The 23,239-nt window shown below is 53.2% G+C and carries 18 protein-coding genes and 3 pseudogenes; 6 read left to right on the top strand and 15 right to left on the bottom strand.

The features are described from left to right. Nucleotides 1-32 precede the first annotated feature (32 nt). From NBA72_RS09155 to NBA72_RS09140, 4 genes are all read right to left on the bottom strand, one after another. Complete coding sequence (locus tag NBA72_RS09155; protein ID WP_001214750.1) at nt 33-1,157, bottom strand: ABC transporter permease; 1,125 nt, start codon at nt 1,155-1,157, stop codon at nt 33-35. Beyond that, nucleotides 1,157-3,898, bottom strand: a complete 2,742-nt coding sequence (gene rbbA / locus NBA72_RS09150) for a ribosome-associated ATPase/putative transporter RbbA (RefSeq protein WP_000202924.1) — start codon at nt 3,896-3,898, stop codon at nt 1,157-1,159. Before rbbA ends, NBA72_RS09155 begins: the two co-directional genes overlap by 1 nt. Beyond that, the gene (locus NBA72_RS09145; protein WP_042948483.1) at nt 3,895-4,962 is read right to left on the bottom strand and encodes an HlyD family secretion protein; all 1,068 of its coding nucleotides are present in this window, start codon (nt 4,960-4,962) and stop codon (nt 3,895-3,897) included. Before NBA72_RS09145 ends, rbbA begins: the two co-directional genes overlap by 4 nt. A 305-nt stretch (nt 4,963-5,267) precedes the next feature. Beyond that, nucleotides 5,268-6,464 (bottom strand): NAD(P)/FAD-dependent oxidoreductase, encoded by a 1,197-nt coding sequence (locus NBA72_RS09140; protein ID WP_000439230.1) that lies wholly within the window; start codon nt 6,462-6,464, stop codon nt 5,268-5,270. 230 nt (nt 6,465-6,694) lie between these two features. Here NBA72_RS09140 and pitA point away from each other — a divergent pair, with 230 nt between their 5' ends. Beyond that, a complete protein-coding gene (gene pitA / locus NBA72_RS09135; RefSeq protein ID WP_000902764.1) occupies nt 6,695-8,191 on the top strand; it encodes an inorganic phosphate transporter PitA in 1,497 nt (498 codons plus the stop codon). Nucleotides 8,192-8,330: 139 nt separating this feature from the next. On the opposite strand, the gene uspB is transcribed toward pitA, so the two are convergent. Beyond that, nucleotides 8,331-8,666 (bottom strand): universal stress protein UspB, encoded by a 336-nt coding sequence (gene uspB, locus NBA72_RS09130; protein ID WP_000626193.1) that lies wholly within the window; start codon nt 8,664-8,666, stop codon nt 8,331-8,333. A 387-nt stretch (nt 8,667-9,053) separates the two neighbouring features. On the opposite strand from uspB, the gene uspA reads away from it, so the two are divergent. Together uspA and dtpB are read left to right on the top strand one after the other, a co-directional pair. Next, complete coding sequence (gene uspA, locus NBA72_RS09125; protein WP_000323565.1) at nt 9,054-9,488, top strand: universal stress protein UspA; 435 nt, start codon at nt 9,054-9,056, stop codon at nt 9,486-9,488. Nucleotides 9,489-9,812: 324 nt separating this feature from the next. Continuing rightward, nucleotides 9,813-11,285, top strand: a complete 1,473-nt coding sequence (dtpB, locus tag NBA72_RS09120) for a dipeptide/tripeptide permease DtpB (RefSeq protein WP_001098275.1) — start codon at nt 9,813-9,815, stop codon at nt 11,283-11,285. A 91-nt stretch (nt 11,286-11,376) separates the two neighbouring features. On the opposite strand, the gene rsmJ is transcribed toward dtpB, so the two are convergent. The 3 genes from rsmJ to NBA72_RS09105 form a co-directional block, all read right to left on the bottom strand. After that, on the bottom strand, nt 11,377-12,135 hold the full coding sequence (rsmJ, locus tag NBA72_RS09115) for a 16S rRNA (guanine(1516)-N(2))-methyltransferase RsmJ (RefSeq protein WP_023216703.1): 759 nt from the start codon (nt 12,133-12,135) through the stop codon (nt 11,377-11,379). Nucleotides 12,136-12,141: 6 nt separating this feature from the next. Then, the gene (gene prlC / locus NBA72_RS09110; protein WP_000184178.1) at nt 12,142-14,184 is read right to left on the bottom strand and encodes an oligopeptidase A; all 2,043 of its coding nucleotides are present in this window, start codon (nt 14,182-14,184) and stop codon (nt 12,142-12,144) included. A gap of 162 nt (nt 14,185-14,346) precedes the next feature. Beyond that, the gene (locus tag NBA72_RS09105; RefSeq protein WP_042948485.1) at nt 14,347-15,000 is read right to left on the bottom strand and encodes a hypothetical protein; all 654 of its coding nucleotides are present in this window, start codon (nt 14,998-15,000) and stop codon (nt 14,347-14,349) included. Between the two features lie 277 nt (nt 15,001-15,277). On the opposite strand from NBA72_RS09105, the gene NBA72_RS09100 reads away from it, so the two are divergent. From NBA72_RS09100 to gorA, 3 genes are all read left to right on the top strand, one after another. Further along, nucleotides 15,278-15,721: a hypothetical protein gene (locus NBA72_RS09100; RefSeq protein ID WP_000209570.1), complete on the top strand. Its 444-nt coding sequence runs from the start codon at nt 15,278-15,280 to the stop codon at nt 15,719-15,721. 120 nt (nt 15,722-15,841) lie between these two features. Beyond that, nucleotides 15,842-16,684, top strand: coding sequence for a 23S rRNA (adenine(2030)-N(6))-methyltransferase RlmJ (locus NBA72_RS09095; protein WP_000954233.1), 843 nt, complete (start codon nt 15,842-15,844; stop codon nt 16,682-16,684). A 104-nt stretch (nt 16,685-16,788) separates the two neighbouring features. Then, nucleotides 16,789-18,141, top strand: coding sequence for a glutathione-disulfide reductase (gorA, locus tag NBA72_RS09090; protein WP_000160780.1), 1,353 nt, complete (start codon nt 16,789-16,791; stop codon nt 18,139-18,141). A 46-nt stretch (nt 18,142-18,187) separates the two neighbouring features. On the opposite strand, the pseudogene NBA72_RS09085 reads toward gorA, so the two are convergent. From NBA72_RS09085 to NBA72_RS09055, 7 genes and pseudogenes are all read right to left on the bottom strand, one after another. Further along, nucleotides 18,188-18,319: pseudogene (locus NBA72_RS09085) on the bottom strand (L-asparaginase); the annotation flags it as partial. Then, a pseudogene (locus NBA72_RS09080) lies at nt 18,312-18,392 on the bottom strand (asparaginase domain-containing protein); the annotation flags it as partial. The pseudogenes NBA72_RS09085 and NBA72_RS09080, both read right to left, overlap by 8 nt. Nucleotides 18,393-18,540: 148 nt before the next feature. Beyond that, nucleotides 18,541-18,912: pseudogene (gene fraE / locus NBA72_RS09075) on the bottom strand (fructose-asparagine asparaginase); the annotation flags it as partial. Between the two features lie 58 nt (nt 18,913-18,970). Continuing rightward, a complete protein-coding gene (locus NBA72_RS09070; RefSeq protein ID WP_000498935.1) occupies nt 18,971-20,290 on the bottom strand; it encodes an anaerobic C4-dicarboxylate transporter family protein in 1,320 nt (439 codons plus the stop codon). 53 nt (nt 20,291-20,343) lie between these two features. Next, entirely contained in the window at nt 20,344-21,189 is an 846-nt protein-coding gene (gene fraD, locus NBA72_RS09065; RefSeq protein WP_000028435.1) for a fructose-aspartate kinase, read from the bottom strand. 63 nt (nt 21,190-21,252) lie between these two features. Then, entirely contained in the window at nt 21,253-22,230 is a 978-nt protein-coding gene (fraB, locus tag NBA72_RS09060) for a 6-phosphofructose-aspartate deglycase (RefSeq protein ID WP_077917544.1), read from the bottom strand. Nucleotides 22,231-22,405: 175 nt separating this feature from the next. Then, nucleotides 22,406-23,125: a GntR family transcriptional regulator gene (locus NBA72_RS09055; protein WP_000572565.1), complete on the bottom strand. Its 720-nt coding sequence runs from the start codon at nt 23,123-23,125 to the stop codon at nt 22,406-22,408. Nucleotides 23,126-23,239 lie beyond the last annotated feature (114 nt).

Here is a 23,239-nt window from a genome sequence, read left to right as displayed (position 1 = left end):
GATGAGGCGCAGCCGCCATCTGGCAATAATGTTTACGCCATTGTGCCAATCGTTTTTCTGAAGCGTAACAGCGCTATCAGGAAGAACACGCCGCCTATCGCCAACAGGGTCAGGAACTGCGGCCAGACGATACTCAAACCTGCGCCGCGATAAAGAATAGCCTGGGCAAGGCTGACAAAATGCGTCGTCGGCATGGTCAGCATAATATCCTGCACCGCCTGCGGCATACTTTCGCGCGGCGTGGAACCGCCGGAAAGCATTTGTAGCGGTAACAGTACCAGAATCATTAATAACCCCAGTTGCGGCATCGAACGGGCGATGGTGCCCATAAAAATCCCAATTGAAGTGGTGGCGAACAGGCTCAGCGCCACGCCCAACATAAACAATGGGATCGATCCTTCAATCGGTACGCCAAGTACGCCTTTCACCATCAACATCAAAGACAAACCGGAAACCACCAGCACGACCAGCCCCATCGACCACACTTTCGCCATCATGATCTCAAAGGGCGTGACCGGCATCACCAACAGATGCTCTACCGTGCCGTGTTCTCGCTCGCGGATCAGCGCCGATCCGGTCAGCACTATCGCCAGCATGGTAATGTTGTTGATAATCGCCATCACGCCGCCAAACCACGCCGGGTCCAGATTCGGGTTAAAGCGCATCCGAATCTCCAGCGACACCGGCTGAACGTTATCTCCCCGCGCGCGCGCCACAAAGCTGTTGACCTCGCCGCTAATAATATTCTGGATATAACTGTTGCCGGTAAACGCCTGACTCATGCGCGTCGCATCGACGTTAACCTGAATATCAGGCTGACGTCCGGCCAGCACATCACGCTGGAAATTCGGCGGAATATTGACCGCAAAGGTATAGCGTCCGGCATCCAGTCCGGCATCCATTTCCGTTGCCGTAATCATCTCCGGCGGCAGAAACCACGGGCGATAAAAACTATTCACAATACGGTTCGACAACTGCGACTGATCCATATCGGCGATGGCGATAGGGGCAAGATGCAACGAACCGGGCAGGACGGTAGCGGAGGAGTAAACCGAAATCGTAAAGGCGAAGACGATCAGCGCCAGCATCGCTTTGTCGCCCAGCAGACTGCGCAGTTCTTTGACGCCGAGGTTATAAATATTACGTAATCCGCGCATTACCCCTCCTGTTTTTTCAGCAGCAGAATGCTCAGACCCATCACCACCGGGACGGCAATCAGTAACGGCATAAATAACGGCCAGAGATCGGACAGATCCAACGCTTTGGAAAACGTCCCGCGCGCGATCGTCAGAAAATGGCTGGTCGGGTAGATCTCGCCGATCCATCTTCCCGGTCCTTCCAGCGAAGCCACCGGATCGATCATGCCGGAAAATTGTGTTGCCGGAATGAGGGTAATAATCGACGTCCCAAAAATAGCGGCGATTTGGCTCTTCATAAACGTGGAGATCAGCAGCCCCAGACCGGTGGCGATGATGACGTAAAGTAGCGCCGCGAGGGTAAGCGTGAGAAAGCTGCCTTTCAGCGGCACGCCGAACACAAAGACCGACAGCGCGCACAGTAGCAAGAAGTTCAGCATACCCAGCGCGATATAGGGCAGTTGTTTACCCAGCAAAAATTCGCTGCGCGTCGTCGGCGTTACGTACAGATTAATCATCGACCCCAGCTCTTTCTCCCGCACCACGCTCAGGGCGCTAAGCATTGACGGGATCATCATGAGCAGCAGCGGAATGACCGCCGGAACGATAGCGGGCAGACTTTTCACATCCGGGTTATAACGATAGCGCGTTTCAATGTTGAGCAGCCCGGTCTGTTTAACCGGGTTCGGCTGACGACTCGCCGCCTCCTGCAGCCAGCTTTGGTGCATCGCCTGAACGTACCCCTTCACCGTCTCGGCGCGGCTGGGCATGGCGCCATCCACCCAGACGCCAATCTGCGCTGGCGTACCGCGAGCAATATCGCGGCCAAAATTAGGCGGGATCTCAATGGCAACCGCCAACTCTCCCGAACGCATCCGCCGGTCAAGCTCGTCATAGCTGGCGAGCGGCGGCTGTTCGATAAAATAGCGCGATCCCGCCAGATTGAGCGACCATGCCTGACTACTGACGGTTTGATCGCGGTCGAGTACGGCAAAACGCAGGTTCTCCACGTCCATACTGATGCCATAGCCCATAATCAGCATCAGAATTACCGTTCCCAGCAGCGCCAGCGTCGAGCGTACCGGATCGCGGCGTAGCTCCAGCGCTTCGCGGCGACTGTAGCTGAACAAGCGCCGGAAGCTCAATCCCTGCCGCGACGGTTTACCTGACGCGGCGGGCGTCTGGGATGGCGGTATTGGGGTTTCAGGCGCCGCTCCCGCAGCTTCCTGTAGCCAGGAAATAAACGCCGCCTCCAGATTGGCCGCGCCCCGCTGTTGCACCAATTCCTGCGGCGTACCGCTGGCGAGCACTTTACCGGCGTGCATCAATGACATTCGGTCGCAACGTTCCGCTTCGTTCATAAAATGGGTCGAGATAAAAATCGTCACCTTATCCTGACGCGAAAGATCGACCATAAGCTGCCAGAACATATCCCTGGCGACCGGATCAACGCCGGACGTTGGCTCATCAAGAATCAGCATTTCCGGGCGATGGATCACCGCTACCGCCAGCGATAAACGCTGGCGGATACCGAGCGGCAACGAAGCGGGGAGCGTATCTTCCACCTCCGTTAGCATAAAGCGTTCGATCATCTGCGCGACACGCGCCGGGATCTCCGCTGGCGGAATATGAAACAGGCGGGCATGAAGTTCCAGATTCTGCCGCACGGTGAGTTCGTTATAGAGCGAAAAAGCCTGCGACATATACCCGACCCGGCGACGGGTATCGATGTCGTTCGGGTCCACCGGCTGGCCAAATAGCCAAGCCTGGCCTTCGCTGGCGGGAAGCAGACCGGTCAGCATTTTCATGGTGGTCGATTTGCCGCAACCGTTTGAACCGAGGAAGCCAAAAATCTCGCCGCGCGGAATGCGGAAATTAACATGGTCAACCGCGACGAACTTACCGAAGCGCATGGTCAGATCTTTCGCCTCAATGGCAATCTCTTCCTGCTCAGCGTGATACGGCGGGATCACCACTGGCTTATGCGCCTGGCGCTGCGCTTCTGGCAACAGGGCGATAAACGCCTGTTCCAGCGTCGCGCTATGGGTTTTTGCCCGCAGTTGCTGCGCGCTGCCGGTTGCCAGTATCTCGCCCGCATTCATCGCCACCAGCCAGTCAAAACGCTCCGCCTCTTCCATATAGGCCGTTGCGACCAACACGCTCATATTGGTCTGGCGCTGGCGGATACTGTCGATTAAGTCCCAGAACTGAGCGCGGGAGAGCGGGTCCACGCCGGTGGTAGGCTCATCAAGAATCAGCAATTCCGGGTCATGAATCAGCGCACAGCACAGCCCCAGCTTTTGTTTCATCCCACCGGACAGCTTCCCGGCAGGACGGTCACGAAACGGCGCCAGGCCGGTGCTGTTCAGCAGCTCGGTAATACGCGCTTCGCGTTCAGCTTTGTCATGACCAAAGAGACGAGCGAAAAAATCGACGTTCTCATAAACCGATAGCGTGTGATAAAGGTTTTTCCCCAACCCCTGCGGCATCCAGGCGATGCGCGGACAGACGTCGCGGCGATGTTTCGCATCGCGCATATCGCCGCCCAGGACGATAACGTTCCCTTGCTCAATCACCCGCGCGCCAGAAATCAGCGACAGCAGGCTCGACTTACCCACCCCGTCCGGACCAATCAGCCCGACCATACTACGGGCGGGAATGTCCAGCGTGATATTGTTCAGCGCGACCGTTTTTCCGTAATGCTGGCTCACCCCCTCAAGCTGCGCCACGGGAGGAACAGGCACCAGCGTCAGCGACGTCATTGCGACAGCCTCACGTTCAGATCGTCAGGCCAGGGCACGCGCTCATCCAGACGAACCCAGGCCATTCCCGGCAAACCGGTTTTGACATATTCCAGATGCTGTCGCAGCAGCTCTGGCGGAATACGCGCTTTGACGCGGAACATCAGCTTCAGCCGTTCATCGTGGGTTTCCACGGTTTTGGGCGTGAACTGCGCCACGCTGGCGACAAAACTGATCGTCGCCGGAATACGCAGATCCGGCGCGGCGTCCAGCACCAGTCGCGCTTCGCCGCCGATCTTCAACAACCCCGCCTGTTCGGTCGGCAGGAAAAATGTCATATAAACATCGCTGAGATCGACCATGTTCAACACCCGGCCGCCAGCCGATAACACTTCGCCCGGCTCCGCAACGCGGTACTGCACGCGTCCATCGCGCGGCGCTTTTAATTCGCTGTCGTCGATGTCGGCGACAATACGCCGCTCGGTCGCCTGCGCCGCTTCCACGCGCGTTTGCGCCTGGATAATACTGGTACGCGCCGCCTCAATCGCCGCTTTTGCCGCAGATACCTGCGCTTTGGCAGTCTCCAGGGCGGCGCGCGCGCTTTCCGCCGCCGCGCGATCGTCATCTAACTGTTGTACAGATACCGCGCCACGCTGCGACAGCGAACGGGAACGCACGTGACGTTTAGAGACGGCGTCCAGCTCAGCTTCCCGCTGTTTGACGACCGACTGCGCGGCGCGCATTTCACTCTGGCGTTGCTCCAGCAAGGCACGGGCGGCGGCAACCGCGCTTTCGGCCTCTTTAATCTGCGCAATCGCCTCCAGCCGCTGCTCCTGCAGCACGCGGGTATCCATTTTCGCCAGCACCTCGCCCTGACGAACGAACTGCCCTTCCGAAACGAGGATGGTATCAATACGCCCGGCAATCTTAGTGGCAATATCCACTTCGGTGGCTTCAATTCTGCCGTTGCTGGCGGCAAATCCCTCCGGTATTCCCGCAGGGCGCAGCATCCACCAGGCTATCGCGGCCACCGCCACAAGAATCCCCGCTCCCCACCACACCAGATGACGCTTCATTTTGTCCATAATCGACCCGCCGTAATCCCTGTTGTCTAACCATGCGTGTCACAAAGTCCGCCGGGCGTGCGCTCAGCGGGGATTTCCATTCGGGATAAGAATGAAAAAAGAAAAGGGGCCAGACGACGAACAGACGCCGATGAAGCGCTCGCCGTCAAAGGGAGTGAATGATGTAGGTACCCGGAAAAGAGGGAGTAATGTTGTCATCATCAGCGTTCCTGGCCGTAAATGAAACACGCATACTCATAACTGCTATAAATCGATACTAACACCTCTGTCCGGGATGTCTATTCGCTTATTGTTTGTAATGGTACTTAGCGTTTTGCCGCCAAATCCTGCGCGCAGGCCCAGGCACTCGACCACGCCCACTGGAAGTTATAGCCGCCCAACCAGCCGGTGACGTCCATCACTTCGCCGATAAAATAGAGACCCGGCACGCGGCGCGCTTCCATAGTCCGCGATGATAGTTCGTTTGTATCCACACCGCCCAGCGTCACTTCCGCTGTCCGATAGCCTTCGGTGCCGTTAGGCTGCACTTGCCAGGCCGTAAGCGTGTCAACCAACGCCTGCTGGTCACGAACGTTCAACTGCCTGAGCGATACATCCGGGATGTGCCCCAACTGTTGTAAACACTCCACCAACCGTTTCGGCAGATGCATCGCCAGCGTGTTCTTCAGACTCTGGTTCGGGTGCGCGTTACGCTGTTCATTGAGAACGTCTTCCAGCGAGAGGTCCGGCAATAAGTTAATGCTCACTAACTCCCCCGGTTGCCAGTAGCTGGAAATCTGTAAAACAGCGGGGCCGGACAGCCCACGATGGGTAAAAAGTAGGTTTTCTCGAAATACCGTGCCATTGCGGGCGGTAATCACGCAGGGCACAGAGACGCCAGACAGCGTCTGGAGCTGTTCTAACAGCGGCTTATGTAGGGTAAAAGGCACCAGCCCGGCGCGCGTCGGCAACACCTTGAGACCAAACTGTTCGGCGATTTTATAGCCAAACGGCGATGCGCCAAGCCCCGGCATCGACAGGCCGCCGCTGGCAATCACCAGCTTTTGCGTAGTCACCGTCTCGCCGTTCAACGCCAGTACGAAACCCGACTCATCACGCTCGACGCTCAATACCTCGCTACGCAGGCGCATCGTTACGCCGCCTTTGTCGCACTCGGCAACCAGCATATCGACAATGCGTTGGGCGGAATCATCGCAAAAAAGCTGTCCCAGCGTTTTCTCATGCCAGGCTATCCCATACCTGCCGACCAGATCGATAAAATCCCACTGGGTATAGCGGGCTAACGCTGATTTACAAAAATGGGGGTTCTGGCTCAAATACGCAGCAGGCTCAACATAAAGATTAGTAAAGTTGCAGCGTCCACCGCCGGACATGAGGATTTTACGTCCTGGCTTCTTGCCATTATCGATGAGCAGCACGCGGCTACCCGCCTGTCCTGCCTGCGCGGCGCAAAACATGCCCGCTGCGCCAGCGCCTATAATAACGGCATCAAACCTTTCCACGTCGCCTTCCTCTCTCAAATTCGGGCGGGAATTGTAAAGTTTCCTCAGTGGTCGCACCAGCGCGAAAAGCGCCTGAAAATGGTATTTATCTGAAATATATAAGATAATTCTTTAGTGATATCAAACAAAGCACGAAGTACATCAAAAAAAGTCTATATTTCACTTTGCCCGCGCCGCCAAAGTCACTGATAATGCGCCGCGTTCATGTCCTCAAAATGGCGTAACGTCCTATGCTACATTTGTTTGCTGGCCTGGATTTACATACCGGGCTTTTATTATTGCTTGCTCTGGCTTTTGTGCTGTTCTACGAAGCGATTAACGGCTTCCATGACACAGCCAATGCAGTCGCAACCGTGATTTACACCCGTGCGATGCGTTCGCAGCTGGCGGTTGTCATGGCGGCGGTGTTTAACTTTTTTGGCGTTTTGCTGGGGGGTCTCAGCGTGGCGTATGCCATTGTGCATATGCTACCGACGGATCTCCTGCTCAACATGGGTTCCGCGCACGGCCTCGCTATGGTCTTTTCCATGTTGCTGGCGGCGATTATCTGGAACCTCGGCACCTGGTATTTCGGGTTGCCGGCGTCCAGTTCCCACACGCTGATTGGCGCCATTATCGGCATCGGTTTAACCAATGCGATGATGACCGGCACGTCAGTGGTGGATGCGCTTAACATCCCGAAAGTTATCAATATTTTCGGTTCACTCATTATCTCCCCTATTGTCGGTCTGGTATTCGCCGGCGGTCTGATTTTCTTGCTGCGCCGCTACTGGAGCGGTACTAAGAAACGCGCCCGTATCCACCTGACGCCAGCCGAACGTGAAAAGAAAGACGGCAAGAAAAAGCCGCCATTCTGGACGCGTATCGCGCTGATCCTCTCAGCTATCGGCGTGGCGTTTTCGCATGGCGCGAACGATGGTCAGAAAGGCATTGGCCTGGTCATGCTGGTGCTGATTGGCGTCGCGCCTGCGGGTTTCGTGGTCAATATGAATGCCTCCAGCTACGAAATCACCCGTACGCGCGATGCTATCAACAATGTCGAAACGTACTTTGAGCAGCGTCCTGACCTGCTGAAAGCCGTCACCGGCGTTGACCAACTGATTCCGTCTCCGGAACCGGGCGCGACTGAACCGACTGAATTCCACTGCCATCCGGCTAACACCATTAACGCGCTTAACCGTGCGAAAGGGATGCTGGCAAACGTGGAAAGCTACGACAAGTTAAGCGTTGAACAGCGTAGTCAGTTGCGTCGCATTATGCTGTGCATTTCCGACACGACCGACAAAGTCGTGAAATTGCCTGGCGTAAGCAGCGATGACCAGCGCCTGCTGAAAAAGCTGAAGACCGATATGTTAAGCACCATTGAGTATGCGCCAGTGTGGATCATTATGGCAGTGGCGTTGGCGCTGGGTATTGGTACGATGATCGGCTGGCGTCGCGTGGCGACCACTATCGGCGAGAAAATTGGTAAAAAAGGCATGACGTATGCGCAGGGAATGTCGGCGCAGATGACGGCGGCAGTCTCTATCGGTCTTGCCAGCTACACCGGTATGCCAGTTTCTACCACTCACGTACTCTCCTCTTCAGTGGCGGGAACCATGGTCGTTGATGGCGGCGGGTTGCAGCGTAAAACCGTGACCAGCATTCTGATGGCCTGGGTATTTACGTTACCGGCGGCGATTATTCTTTCCGGCGTGCTGTACTGGCTTTCCCTGAAGATTATTTAAGCCAAATGGGCCGGATAGCGCTGTCGCTAATCCGGCCTGTCAGGATGAAACGACACAGGCCTGACAGGCCGCTACAAGCGGCGTCATCCGGAGGCTTATCTAATACGAGCGGGTCAGGAAACTGGCCCGCTTTTTTTATTCAGTGCCAAATCATGAGCGCAATCAAGCTCACCACCACCAAACCGCATAACGCGCTGGTCAGCAGAAACTGGCGGCGCACGCGTTCACAACGGCGAATAAATTCTTCATCATGATGATCGCGATAGCGCTGAGCGTAGATATACCATACCAGGCGCACCTGTTTGTTGGGCTGACCATGCGTGGTAAAGAAGCCGCCGCCATCGACATATTGATAGAGCAAAGGATCGCAACCACGAAGTACCACTAACAGTGCGCGTAGCGATGAGAAATAGCGCGCCATATTAACAATGCAAACGACACATAAAGCCCAGAATAGTGAGACGGTGCTTATCATATCTCCTCCCCGGCGACCCGCCCACGGAGTTCCTCTCCGGGACTACCGCTCCCCGATACCCTGCCAGACAATCAGTGAAAGAGTACTACGAAAGCCGTCCATATTAGCGCTCCGCATTCGAACGGCTCTTATACACATTGTAGGAGATCAGTTAATTTTTTTACCAGAAGGTTAATCACTATCAATGCAATTCCCTGAAAATTTTGTTTAACTAACTGGCAAGCAAGGCAGATTGACGGATTATCCTGGTCGCTATAATGTAAGGATAGTTATGGTAAACGGCTGAGCTAGCCCCGCGCATAGAGTTCGCAGGACGCGGGTGACGCGGCGGCATAAGAAACGCCAGTAGCTCAATGGTCATCGACAACTTATGGAAGGAGTAACACTATGGCTTATAAACACATTCTTATCGCAGTTGATCTCTCCCCGGAAAGTAAAGTTCTGGTTGAAAAAGCGGTCTCTATGGCGCGCCCCTACAACGCGAAAATCTCCCTCATCCACGTTGACGTGAATTATTCAGACCTGTACACCGGTCTGATTGACGTCAATCTGGGCGATATGCAGAAACGTATCTCCGAAGAAACCCACCACGCGCTGACCGAGCTGTCTACCAACGCTGGCTACCCTATCACTGAAACCCTGAGCGGTAGCGGCGATTTGGGCCAGGTGCTGGTTGATGCCATCAAGAAATACGATATGGATCTGGTCGTTTGCGGTCATCACCAGGACTTCTGGAGCAAACTGATGTCTTCTGCGCGCCAGCTGATCAACACCGTTCACGTTGACATGCTGATTGTTCCGCTGCGCGACGAAGAAGAGTAATACTTGCCGTGCCGGCTGGCGGCTAAGACCGCGTCTGGTCTATAGTCAATCAGGTTGGCCTGAACCATCAGGCAAATTCCGGCTATCAACAACAACGCCCGCTTATGTGGGCGTTTTGTTTATCCCCCCTTCTTCGCAGTACTCAGTACATCATTCCATCACACCAAACATAATTAGTGTGATCCACTAATTAGTTTGCGTATCATTTGTATAATAACCTATTGATCAGGCTAATAACCGCAGTCTATATCAGGGTAAGTCTTTTCGGCGCGTTTTGATATACGCGCTCATACGTTTCGGGATGGCATTAAAAGGCGAAGGAATATGAATACAACTGCACCTACGGGCTTGCTGCAGCAACCTCGTCCATTCTTCATGATCTTTTTTGTAGAATTATGGGAACGATTTGGCTATTACGGCGTCCAGGGCATCCTGGCGGTCTTTTTCGTTAAACAATTGGGTTTTTCTCAGGAACAGGCCTTTATTACCTTTGGCGCTTTTGCAGCACTGGTTTATGGCCTGATCTCCATCGGCGGCTATGTTGGCGACCATCTGTTAGGGACTAAACGCACCCTGGTCCTGGGCGCGATTGTGCTGGCGATTGGCTATTTTATGACCGGCATGTCGCTATTAAATCCCGATCTGATTTTTATCGCACTGGGTACGATTGCCGTGGGCAACGGGTTATTTAAAGCCAATCCCGCCAGCCTGCTCTCTAAATGCTATCAGCCTAAAGATCCCCGGCTGGATGGCGCTTTCACCCTGTTTTATATGTCGATTAACATCGGTTCTTTGTTATCGCTATCGCTGGCGCCGGTGATTGCCGATAAATTTGGCTATGCGGTGACCTATAATCTGTGCGGCGCTGGTTTAATTGTTGCGCTTCTGGTGTACTTCGCCTGCCGTGGCATGGTGAAAAATATCGGTTCTGAACCGGATCATAAACCGCTACGTTTTCGCAATTTGCTGCTGGTACTACTCGGCACCGTCGTCATGATTTTCCTCTGCGCCTGGCTGATGCACAACGTTAAGATTGCCAATCTGGTGCTCATCGTCCTTTCTATCGTCGTCACTATTTTCTTCTTTCGCGAAGCGTTTCGTCTGGATAAAACCGGCCGCAATAAAATGTTCGTGGCGTTTATTCTGATGATTGAAGCCGTGCTGTTTTACATTCTGTATGCGCAGATGCCTACCTCGCTGAACTTCTTTGCGATTAATAACGTGCATCATGAAATTCTTGGATTCGCCATTAACCCGGTGAGTTTTCAGGCGCTGAACCCATTCTGGGTGGTCGTCGCCAGTCCGGTACTGGCAGCGATTTACACCCGACTGGGTAGCAAAGGCAAAGATCTGACTATGCCGATGAAGTTTACGCTCGGCATGTTCCTCTGCGCGCTGGGTTTTCTGACCGCCGCCGCCGCCGGGATGTGGTTTGCCGATGCGCAAGGATTGACGTCGCCGTGGTTTATCGTGCTGGTGTATCTGTTCCAGAGTCTGGGCGAGCTGCTGATTAGCGCGCTGGGGCTGGCGATGGTCGCCGCTCTGGTGCCGCAGCATCTGATGGGCTTTATTCTGGGAATGTGGTTCCTGACCCAGGCCGCCGCCTTCCTGCTCGGCGGTTATGTGGCGACCTTCACTGCCGTACCGGAAAACATCACCGATCCGTTACAGACGCTGCCAATTTATACCGGCGTCTTTAGCAAAATTGGTCTGGTAACGCTGGCGGTCACCGTGGTGATGGCCATTATGGTGCCGTGGTTAAACCGAATGATTAATACGCCAGGTACCGAACAGTAATACTCAGTGCCGGATGCGGCTTACGCCTTATCCGGCCTACAAATAATTGAGAATCGTAGGCCCGATAAGCGCAACGCCATCGGGCAATCCGTTACTCCGTCAGAGGGGTTCCGGCATAAATATCAAACCGATGCCCTTTGGTAACGATGGCGTTGGGCGTCGCGACATCCGCCAGCGGCGGCGCATAATCGGGACGTTTGACCACCACGCGTTTGGTCGCCAACTGACGCGCCGGTTCCAGCAGTCCGTCGGCGTCTAAATCCGGCCCCACCAACGACTGAAACACCCGCATCTCTTTCTTCACCAGCGCGCTTTTCTGCCGGTGAGGAAACATCGGATCGAGGTAGACCACCTGCGGGCGCGGCGTGATATCGGTTAACGCCGTCAGGCTGGAAGCATGAATCAACTGCAAACGCTCCTGAAGCCAGCTGCCAATATCCGCATCGGCGTAGCCGCGCGTCAGACCGTCATCAAGCAGCGCGGCGACTACCGGATTACGCTCCAGCATCCGCACGCGGCAACCGACGGACGCCAGCACAAACGCATCGCGCCCCAGCCCCGCCGTGGCATCGACCACATCCGGCAGATAATCGCCTTTGATACCGACGGCTTTCGCCACCGCTTCGCCGCGCCCGCCGCCGAACTTACGTCGATGGGCCATCGCGCCGCCGACAAAATCGACGAAAATGCCGCCGAGCTTCGGTTCGTCGCGCTTGCGCAGCTCCAGATGTTGCGGCGTCATCACCAGCGCCATTAGATTGTCTTCGTCATGCTCCAGTCCCCAGCGGGCAGCCAGAACAGATAAGGCGCCGTCTGTGGCGCCCGTTTCATCCATTAAGCAGATTTGCACGTAAAATCAGCCTTTAATCCCGTAATGCTCCAGCATCGCGTCCAGTTGTGGTTCACGGCCACGGAAGCGTTTAAAGAGTTCCATCGGCTCTTCAGAACCACCGCGAGTCAGGATGTTATCAAGGAACGACTGACCGGTCTCACGGTTGAAAATGCCTTCCTCCTCAAAGCGGGAATAAGCGTCCGCCGCCAGTACGTCGGCCCACAGATAGCTGTAGTAGCCTGCCGCATAGCCGCCAGCAAAGATATGGCTGAACGCATGTGGAAAGCGACCCCATGTCGGTGACGGCACCACGGCGACCTGTTTTTTAATTTCAAAGAGCGTCTCAAGAATTTTCGCTCCTTGCTGCGGGTTAAATTCCGCATGCAGACGGAAATCAAACAGACCGAACTCCAGCTGACGCAGAATAAACAGCGCCGCCTGATAGTTTTTCGCCGCCAGCATTTTATCCAGCAGTTCCTTCGGCAGCGGTTCGCCGGTCTCATAGTGGCCGGAGATAAACGCCAGCGCTTCCGGCTCCCAGCACCAGTTTTCCATAAACTGGCTTGGCAGTTCGACCGCGTCCCACGGCACGCCGCTGATACCGGAGACCCCGGCGGTCTCAATGCGGGTCAGCATATGATGCAGGCCATGACCAAACTCGTGGAACAGGGTGATCACTTCGTCATGGGTAAACAGAGCGGGTTTACCGTTCACCGGACGGTTGAAATTACAGGTCAGATAAGCGACCGGCTTTTGCAATGTGCCGTCCGCCTTACGCATCTGGCCGACACAGTCGTCCATCCACGCCCCGCCGCGTTTGTGTTCGCGCGCGTACAGGTCAAGGTAGAAGCTGCCGCGCAGCTCGTTATTTTCGTCATACAGTTCAAAGAAACGCACTTCCGGGTGCCAGACATCAACGTCAGTACGCTCTTTGGCAGTGATGCCGTAAATACGTTTCACCACTTCAAACAGGCCATTCACGGCTTTGTTTTCCGGGAAGTACGGACGTAACTGCTCATCGCTGATGCTGTACAGGTGCTGTTTTTGCTTTTCACTGTAGTACGCGATATCCCACGGTTGCAGCTCCTCAACGCCAAATTCGGCTTTGGCGAAGGCACGCAGCTGGGCCAGCTCTTTTTCCCCCTGCGGACGGGCGCGTTTCGCCAGATCGGTTAAGAAATCGAGCACCTGCTGCGGATTTTCCGCCATTTTGGTGGCCAGCGATTCATGGGCATAATTTTCGAAGCCCAGCAGTTGCGCCAGTTCATGGCGCAGCGCAAGAATTTCTTCCATCACCGGGCTGTTATCCCACTTACCGGCGTTCGGCCCCTGGTCGGAGGCGCGAGTGGAATAGGCGCGATACATCTCTTCGCGCAACGCCTGGTTGTCGCAGTAGGTCATGACCGGCAGATAGCTCGGGATATCCAGAGTCAGCAGGTAACCTTCCTGCTCTTTGGCTTCCGCCTGGGCCTTCGCTGCCGCCAGAGCGCTTTCCGGCATTCCCGCCAGCTCGGCTTCGTCGGTGATGAGCTTCGTCCAGCCCATGGTGGCATCAAGCACGTTGTTGCTGTACTGGTTGCCCAGCTCAGACAGGCGAGTGGCGATTTCGCCGTAACGCTGCTGTTTCTCTTTCGGCAGGCCGATGCCGGACAGTTCAAAATCACGCAGCGCGTTATCGACCGCTTTCTTCTGCGCGGTATTCAGAGTGGCGTAATGATCGCCGTCGCGCAGGTCGCGGTACGCATTGTACAGTCCTTCATGTTGCCCAACCCAGGTGCTGTATTCAGACAGCAGCGGCAGCGTCTGTTCGTAGGCTTCACGCAGCTCCGGACTATTTTTCACCGAGTTTAAGTGGCTAATTGGCGAGAAAATACGCCCCAGAACATCGTCGGCTTCCGCCAACGGCTGGCAGAGGTTTTCCCAGCTATACGGCGCGCCATGCGCCACAACGCCTTCTACCGCCGCCCGGCAATCGGCCAACGCTTTGGTGACCGCAGGCACCACATGCTCCGGTTTAATTGCAGAAAAAGGCGGCAGTGAAAAAGACGTTAGTAATGGATTGGTCATATGCGCAGTCCTGGTCTAAAAAAGAAATGAAGCGCTCTATCGCGCTTTCGCTATGGATCTAGAATGGGGGATAGTTGGGGGAATTTCAATGATGGTGGGCGCTCATTTCACCCGTGCAGCAACGCCAGCATCCGAACGTAGGCATTGCTGCTGAATCCAATTTTAACGACTGAAGATCAGTAGCTGTAGCGGCATAGTGACAATATCCAGCGCCAAAGTTACCGGCAGCAACACTCTGCCAAATTTTGCCCCGGACATACTGCGCTGATACTGATAGAACTCAACGGTGAAAGGATGGTAGAACGATAGCTGCTGCGTAACGCTCTGATCTTTATTTTTCTGATGGATAGTCCCCTTCAGGTCCATGACGGATAGCGTGCAATTTACCGCGCCGTCTGCACAAATAAACCCATAGCCTACCGCCGCCAGTTTGTCTTTCTCGTCCACCCAGGCGTAAGTCACATTGACTTCACCCGTAAACTCCTTCTTATCTGTATCAATCAGGAATTTAACACCATCCTTTACTCGCATTTTATCCCGGCGAATAGTCGCATCTTTTAACAGCGCCACCACATTATCGCCGCCCTGGGTCAACAGGTAGTCAAAATGTTCGCCAACAAACACCCAGCCCGTTTTCCCGTTGCTATCTTTACCTAAGGAAAGCGCGGTAACGGTATCCGATTTCCAGGTAGACTGATGACGATTGCCATCTTTATCGGTGGCAAGTATCAGCCCAAATGAAAGACAGCCCGACAGCGAACAGCAAACCAGTAATAAAAACAGCGTGCGAACGACACATTTTCCATAATGGAGCATCAATGAATCCTTTCTTTTCTATTATTAGCGCTATCGTTTTAATCAAATAAACAAGGTAAAACCAGCACTATCATCATAATAAAAACGATTTCAGAATAAGACCCGACAGGGGTAAGTCGGTGGACGCGTCGCGGCATGATTAGCGTTAAATTCAGATAGGTTTTTCATGGGCGTTTTTCTGAAAACAGGGCCGTGGCATCAATCGCTGTCATTTTTGCGCAAACTGCCCATGTATAATATTCTCAACTTTTTCGTTTCTGGAATACAAGGATTGTATATGACCACGTTATTACAGGTTATTGTACTGATATTTATTGTTTTCTTTATTTTCCCTGGGCGAAAAATTTTCCGTCGGAGTAAGCATCTGCAAGATGGCCGTAAATTAATTTCATCTTCTTCGCTGATGCTGCGAAAATTTGGCAGTTCTCGCGGCTATAACGCGGATTACTACTTTGACATGCAGTACCTCTATGAAGTCGCGGACGGTATCACCACCGCGATACCACTCACCAGCATCATTGAGGCGAAACCGGGAACAACGAGAGTCAGTGGTCGTTCAGTCTGGTCAGTCGACTGGATAACAGCGGAAGGGCAAAGAAAACAGACGCGCTTCCTTCATAATTACACCCTATTCAATCAAAGTTTTGCCACCTTCCTTAAGACCGTGAAACAGGCCAATCCAGACGCCTGCATCACTTCGTTGACGTTATTTACGCTCTGACGCCACAGCCTACTTGTTTTTCCTCCTGGCCAACGGCGATAAAAGCGCAAGAGCGGTAATCTCTACGGATCTGCGGTAAACTATCGGCTAACTTGTTTACTTCCCGGAATATCTGCATCCATGCTCAGTTATCGTCACAGCTTTCACGCTGGCAACCACGCCGACGTCCTTAAACATACCGTTCAGAGCCTGATCATCGAGTCGCTAAAAGAGAAAGAAAAACCGTTTCTCTATCTGGACACGCACGCGGGCGCGGGGCGTTATCAGTTGGGCAGCGAACATGCTGAACGTACCGGAGAGTATCTGGAAGGCATCGCCCGTATCTGGCAGCAGGACGACCTGCCCGCCGAACTGGAACCGTATATTAGCGTCGTAAAACATTTCAACCGCAGCGGGCAGTTACGCTACTATCCGGGCTCCCCGTTAATCGCCCGCCAGTTGCTGCGTGAGCAGGACAGTCTGCAACTCACGGAATTGCATCCCAGCGACTTCCCACTGTTGCGCGCGGAGTTTCAAAAAGACAACCGCGCCCGTGTGGAACGCGCTGACGGCTATCAGCAACTGAAAGCCAAATTACCGCCGGTTTCCCGCCGCGGTCTGATCCTCATTGACCCGCCTTATGAAATGAAAACCGACTACCAGGCGGTAGTCAGCGGCATCAGCGAGGGTTATAAACGTTTCGCCACCGGGACATACGCGCTATGGTATCCGGTGGTGCTCCGCCAGCAAATTAAGCGCATGATTCATGATCTGGAGGCCACCGGCATCCGTAAAATCCTGCAAATTGAGCTGGCGATCCGCCCGGACAGCGATCAGCGCGGGATGACGGCGTCCGGTATGATCGTGGTTAACCCGCCGTGGAAACTGGAGCAGCAGATGAACAACGTGCTACCGTGGCTGCACAGCAGGTTGGCGCCAAACGGTCACGGACACACTTCGGTAAGCTGGATCGTGCCGGAGTAATCACAGCCATCGGTGGAACCTTTCACCTTCAGGTATACAATCGCGAATATTTTGGCGGGTAGCGCAGAATCTATCCGTCCGACAACGAACATAAAGGAGCGGTCATGACCAAACACTATGATTACATCGCTATCGGCGGCGGCAGCGGCGGTATCGCCTCGATTAACCGCGCCGCTATGTACGGCCAGAAATGCGCGCTCATCGAAGCCAAAGAGCTGGGCGGTACCTGTGTTAACGTGGGCTGCGTGCCGAAGAAAGTGATGTGGCATGCCGCGCAGATTCGTGAAGCGATTCATCTGTATGGCCCGGACTACGGTTTTGACACCACGATTAATCAGTTCGACTGGAGCAAGCTGATTGCCAGCCGTACCGCGTATATTGACCGCATCCATACTTCATACGACAACGTGCTGGGCAAAAATAACGTGGATGTGATTAAAGGCTTTGCCCGCTTTGTCGATGCCAAAACCATTGAAGTGAACGGCGAAACCATCACCGCTGACCATATTTTGATCGCTACCGGCGGCCGTCCGAGCCATCCGAGCATTCCAGGCGTGGAATACGGCATTGATTCCGACGGTTTCTTTGCGCTGTCGGCCTTGCCGGAGCGCGTCGCGGTGGTAGGCGCAGGTTATATCGCCGTTGAACTGGCTGGCGTTATCAACGCGCTGGGGGCGAAAACGCATCTGTTTGTCCGGAAACATGCGCCGCTGCGCAGTTTTGACCCGATGATTAGCGAAACGCTGGTTGAGGTGATGAACGCCGAAGGCCCGCAACTGCATACTCACGCCGTGCCGAAAGCGGTGGTGAAAAACGCCGACGGCAGTCTGACTCTGGAACTGGAAGATGGCCGCAGTGAAACCGTTGATTGCCTGATCTGGGCCATTGGTCGCGAACCGTCGACCGACAATATTAATCTGGCGGCAGCGGGCGTGAAAACCAATGAAAAAGGTTACATCATCGTTGATAAATGGCAGAACACGAACGTAGAAGGCATTTACGCTGTTGGCGACAATACCGGCGCAGTGGAGTTAACGCCAGTCGCCGTCGCCGCCGGTCGCCGTCTCTCCGAACGCCTGTTTAACAACAAGCCGGACGAGCATCTGGACTACAGCAACATCCCGACCGTGGTCTTTAGCCATCCGCCTATCGGCACCGTCGGGTTAAGCGAGCCGCAGGCGCGCGAGCAGTACGGCGACGAGCAGGTGAAAGTCTATAAATCATCGTTTACCGCTATGTATACCGCGGTAACGACACACCGCCAGCCGTGCCGTATGAAGCTGGTCTGCGTCGGGCCGGAAGAAAAAATTGTGGGTATCCACGGTATCGGCTTCGGCATGGATGAAATGTTGCAGGGCTTCGCAGTGGCGCTGAAGATGGGCGCTACCAAGAAAGACTTCGATAATACCGTCGCTATTCACCCGACCGCATCGGAAGAGTTTGTGACCATGCGTTAATATCTTGTGCGCCCATCTTCGAGGGTGGGCGCACAAGCCTGCATGATTAATACGTACTGAAATAACTCTGGATGAGTTCCGGATTACGCGTCTGAGTTAATGCCGTCATCAGCAAGACTCGCGCCTTCGCCGGGTTGAGCGAGTCAGACACCAGTCCAGGCTGCCCTTGCGCCATCGGCGCTGATTGCCGACGCGGGCCGCATTGCAGCGGTAAACACCACCGGTTTGTCGCTTTTCACGGTCAAATTAAGAGCCTATCCCAGTAGGCGTTATTGGCGCAGCCAGTTTGGACACGGACAGCGCGCAAAAACCGGAGCGTACACGTAGTACGTGAGGATTTTGAGCACTGCCCAGGACCAAAATGGCAAGTAAAATAGCCCTAATGGGATAGGCTCTAAGAAAGTAGGCGGTTTCATCGAGCGTGTCAGTGCCATGAGTAATAACCACACCGTCAACATCGTCCCGCGCCAATAACGCATTCACCTTCTGTGAAAGTTTCAGGATAATATCGCTGGTCATATTTTCGCTACCAATATTCGCCACCTGCTCGCCGTCAACGCGAGCGATATTATTCATTTCCGGCACGGCGTTTATTAATGTTTGCACGCCAAGTTCACCGGATTTATATCCGGCGGTTTGTGTATTATTGGCTGCCATCCCGGCGATAGTGCCGCCTGTCGCGAGAATAACAATATGCGGTAGTGACGTTGTGCTAAATACACAGTGGCTGATGAGCAGCAACACGGCGGCCATGAAAACTCTGATTTTCATTTTCTTCCTCTGAATTAAAAATAATAAGTGACGTGTGCTATAAAAACATGAATAACAATCAGGCCAGAACCATTTTCCCTATTAACAGCCCGACAATGACCGAGACAATCACGTTAACTAATCCCGGACGCATAAAACTATGGTTAAGCACATATTTGCCGATACGCGTCGTACCGGTATCGTCAAACGCCAGCGCCGCCAGACACTGCCCCGCCACCGGAATAAAGAAATAGCCGTTAACGGCAGGCCAGGAGCCGATTAATGCATAAGCGGGCAACCCTAACGCCAGCCCCAGCGGCAACAGAATTAACGTCGTTGCCGCCTGGCTGCTGACCATAGCGGACACGAAAAACATCATAATGGCGATAAGCCAGGTATGCTGTTGCAATAGAGTTTGCACTTCTGCCTTAATCAACGCGATATGACCATTCACGAACGTCTCACTCATCCAGGCCAGGCCGAAGGCGCAGACAATCGCCAGCGCGCCCGCCCGAAATACCGTACCGCTGATAATCTGATCGACCTGCGGCCGACATAACAACACAATCAGGCAGGCAAAAGAGAGCATCGTAATCTGGATAGCGGCGGACATCGAAAGCGGTTGTAGCCCTTTCGCTGTTTCCACCATGGGCCGCAGCGCCGGAATCAGTCCTAACAGAACGATAACGATCGCGCTGGTCAGAAATAACGCCACCGACAATTTGGCGCGCGAAGTGACCACCGTATTTTTACTTTCTTTCTGCGCAGGTTTAATTAACCCTTCAGCAAGCCGACGTTGATATTCCGGATCGTCTTTTAACTCTTTTCCTTTATTAAAGGTCGCTATTGCCCCCATCGCTACGCCGATTAACGTGGCGGGCACGCAAATCATCATAATGGTTGAAATAGAGACGCCCAACGGCGCCATTAAACCAATCATCGCCGCCATGGCGGCAGATATAGGACTGGCGGTGATCGCCTGTTGCGATGCGATAACGGAAATAGATAAAGGACGTTCCGGTCGAATACCAGAATCCCGTGCGACTTCAGAAATAACCGGTAACAAGCTATAAACGACATGCCCCGTTCCTGACATAAAAGTGAAGATATAACAGATAAACGGCGCTAATAACGTAATGTAACGAGGGTGGCGACGCAGAATTTTTTCCGCCAGTTTGACCAGTAAATCCAGCCCGCCGGAGGCCTGTAAAGAAGCGGCCGCCAGGACAACAGAAAGAATAATCAGAATAACATCAATCGGTGGCGTAGAAGGCGTCAAGCCAAAAATAAAAACCATCACGCCGACGCCTAACCCGCCGACCATCCCTAAAAATACGCCGCCGATCCTGGCGCCTATCATCAGGGCCACAAGGATAAAACATAATTCCGTCCAAAACATACTTCCTCCTGGGTTATCTGGAGTGAGTGTCGCTTTACATTGAGGGACGTAACCTATTGTGCAAACGGTTTACCAAAACCAAATGCGCCGTAATGAGATAACACCTGCGCCGCCGATTTCCCGCCCTGCCGCATGGCGCGTAACACGCTTTCTTTATCGGGTTCCGCCATACCCGATTGCAAAATGGAAAGCAAAAAACCGGTTAAGAAGGCGTCGCCTGCGCCCAGCGTATCGACAGGTTCGATATAAGCAGGTTGCCACTCCAGATAATCCGCGCCGGAAAAATAATAAACTTTTTCATGCCCGCAGGTGGCAATAATATGCCGACAGCCATAACGATAAAGTTTATTGAGTTTTATTTTGATTTCATCTGGCGATAACCCGCTACAGGAGACAAATCCATAATCTACCCACGGGCATACCTTTTCAAAATAGTCGTCTGTACCGCGCCCGGAAAAATCAAAAGAGAGTAAAACGGTTTGTTGTTTAATTTTCTCCAGTTCCGATTCCAGGTGGCCGTTAATACTGGAATGGACTAAGGTAAATTGTGATATATAGCGAAGATCATCGTCAGACAGGCTAAAAGGATGTTCCCGCAATACGCCGTTTTTGTTGCTGGCGACAAATTGCCGATCGCCATGCGTGAGACGGATACAGGCATACCCATTTTCGCCGGTATAATGGCGGCTGTGAGAGATGTCTATCTGTAGCTGGTGTAATACATCCTGTACGTGCTGCGCGGCGTCGTCATTGCCAAACGCCCCCATAAACGCGCTGGGGATGTCTGCTAATTTCGCATAGACAGCAAAATTTAATGCGTTACCGCCGGGGTACATGATGCCGGAATGCAGGTATTTATCGACAACGTTGTCGCCAATACCCAATACGCTGATGCTCATCATTATTCCTTGTTTGTCTTTACAATAAAAAGCGTCCCTGCTTTTTTATCCATCCTGATGTAATTAATATTCCACTTTCCACATATAGCGGCGCGTCGTTAACGGATGCTGACGCGCCTCAGCTAACGCCCGATTGTAAACGGGATAAACGTTATTAAAGAGAGAGTGGTTAAAGTAATCAATAACCGTGGTTTTAATGGTCGATAGCCCCAGCTCTTTCGCATCGACAACTTCAATCCGGCGGCCATATTTTTTCAGGAAGTTTAACGCACGTTCATCCACCGCCCGCGTATTGCCCTCGGAAAACTGGAAGAAGAAAGGCGTATTCGCATCGGTAATTTCAAACGGCCCGTGGAAAAACTCACCGCTATGAATACAGGCGGAATGTATCCATTGCATTTCCATAAAGATGCAGATGCTCTGTAGGTAGGCTGCGCCATAGCCCGCGCCGCTGGCGACGGTATAAATGACTTTATCGTCTTTATATTCCTGCGCGAACGCCTGCGCGCGTTCCGCAACCTGCTCGCAAGCGCGCCAGACGATACGGTTGATTTTGCTGACGCCATCCTGAAAATCGTCGTAGTGCGCATACCCTTCCGTCTGCTGGAGCAGTTCGACCGCACTCAGCAGGCCTTTCATCGTTTTCTCTCCGGCAATATCTTTACCGTCGCCAAACGTGTACGTTTCCACATAGTCGCAATGCGCCACCAACGGTGAATCCATTATCCAGGTTAAACCAATGACCGGCGCGCCGTGCTGACGGGCGATTTCAGCCGCTTTAATTGTCTCTGGCGTATTACCTTTGTGGGAGGCGACAACCACAACGGCATTTTCTCCCAGCGCTACCGGCGGGTTGTTAATAAATTCTCCGCTGTTATACAGACCGACAGTCAACGCTTTCGCTTCTTTTTCTAAAAATGCTTTCGCCGGATAGAACGCCGCATAAGAACCGCCGCACGCCACGTAATAGACGTGTTTAACGCCCCCTTTCTCTGCCTGGCTGGTCACAATATTGCTAACTGTCTCTTTCATACCTATCATGCTTTCCTCTGGTTCCATCAATGATACAGGCGAGGATTCGCCATAAATGACTCATAATGTATTATTATTTTTATATGACATTTAAAGACATTTGATCAAGATGGAAAGCAAAAAAAATCGGGATCCGCGATCTGGATCCCGATTCAGCCTGCTCTTCGTTAGCGTAATGCTGACATCATACGGTAAACCGTATTTTATCGCCGACAATCAACTGTTGCGAAACGCAGGAGAGTTCTCCTTTGTTATCAATCATTTCACTTTTTATCAGGATCAGCGGATAACCCTCGTTGACGCCAAGATAATGGGCGACTTCAAAGCTGGCATAAACCAGTTCGATCATCTTACGGGAGTGGGTAAACCATAAGTGGTGTTTCTCGCGTAAGCATTCATACAAAGAGTGATTATTAAGATCTTCGTCCAGCAAAAACGCAAAACGTGGGGGAAGATGTACGGTTTCCAGCGATACCGCCACATCGTCGGCATAGCGGATACGTTCAATGACGACCGCTTTTTCGCCATCGTTCATATTCAGTAACGCTTTTGTCTCATCGTCTACCGATTCAAAAACGGATTTGATAGTGCGTGACCCCGGACGACGTCCCTGGGACTGGCATAACTCGCTGAAACTCATGATGCCGGTCATGCTACGCTGAAATTTCTCACCAGAGACAAAGGTGCCTTTGCCGGAGACACGGGTCAGCAAATTTTCACGCGTCAGCGCATCCAACGCCTTACGGACCGTGACCCTGCTCACCTGCCAGCGCGCGCTCAGTTCATTTTCCGTCGGGATCTGCTGGCCTGGTTTATACTCTCCACGCGCAATGGCCTCTTTTAAGGCGGCTTCAAGCTGCTTATAAAGCGGTTTGGCGCTTTTACTGTCGGGTTGCTCGATCATTTGTATCCATTTGTATTATCATGGTGCCATAGCTTGTATTATAACTATTTACGTTACCTTTGCTTGTGAATCCACGCCATGCGGTGACGTAGTGATACCGCTATGAAACGAATG

Origin of the sequence: Salmonella sp. NW1250 (genome assembly GCF_051812965.1) — a bacterium.
Lineage (GTDB): Bacteria > Pseudomonadota > Gammaproteobacteria > Enterobacterales > Enterobacteriaceae > Salmonella > Salmonella enterica.
This window is presented reverse-complemented; position numbering and strand designations above follow the sequence as displayed.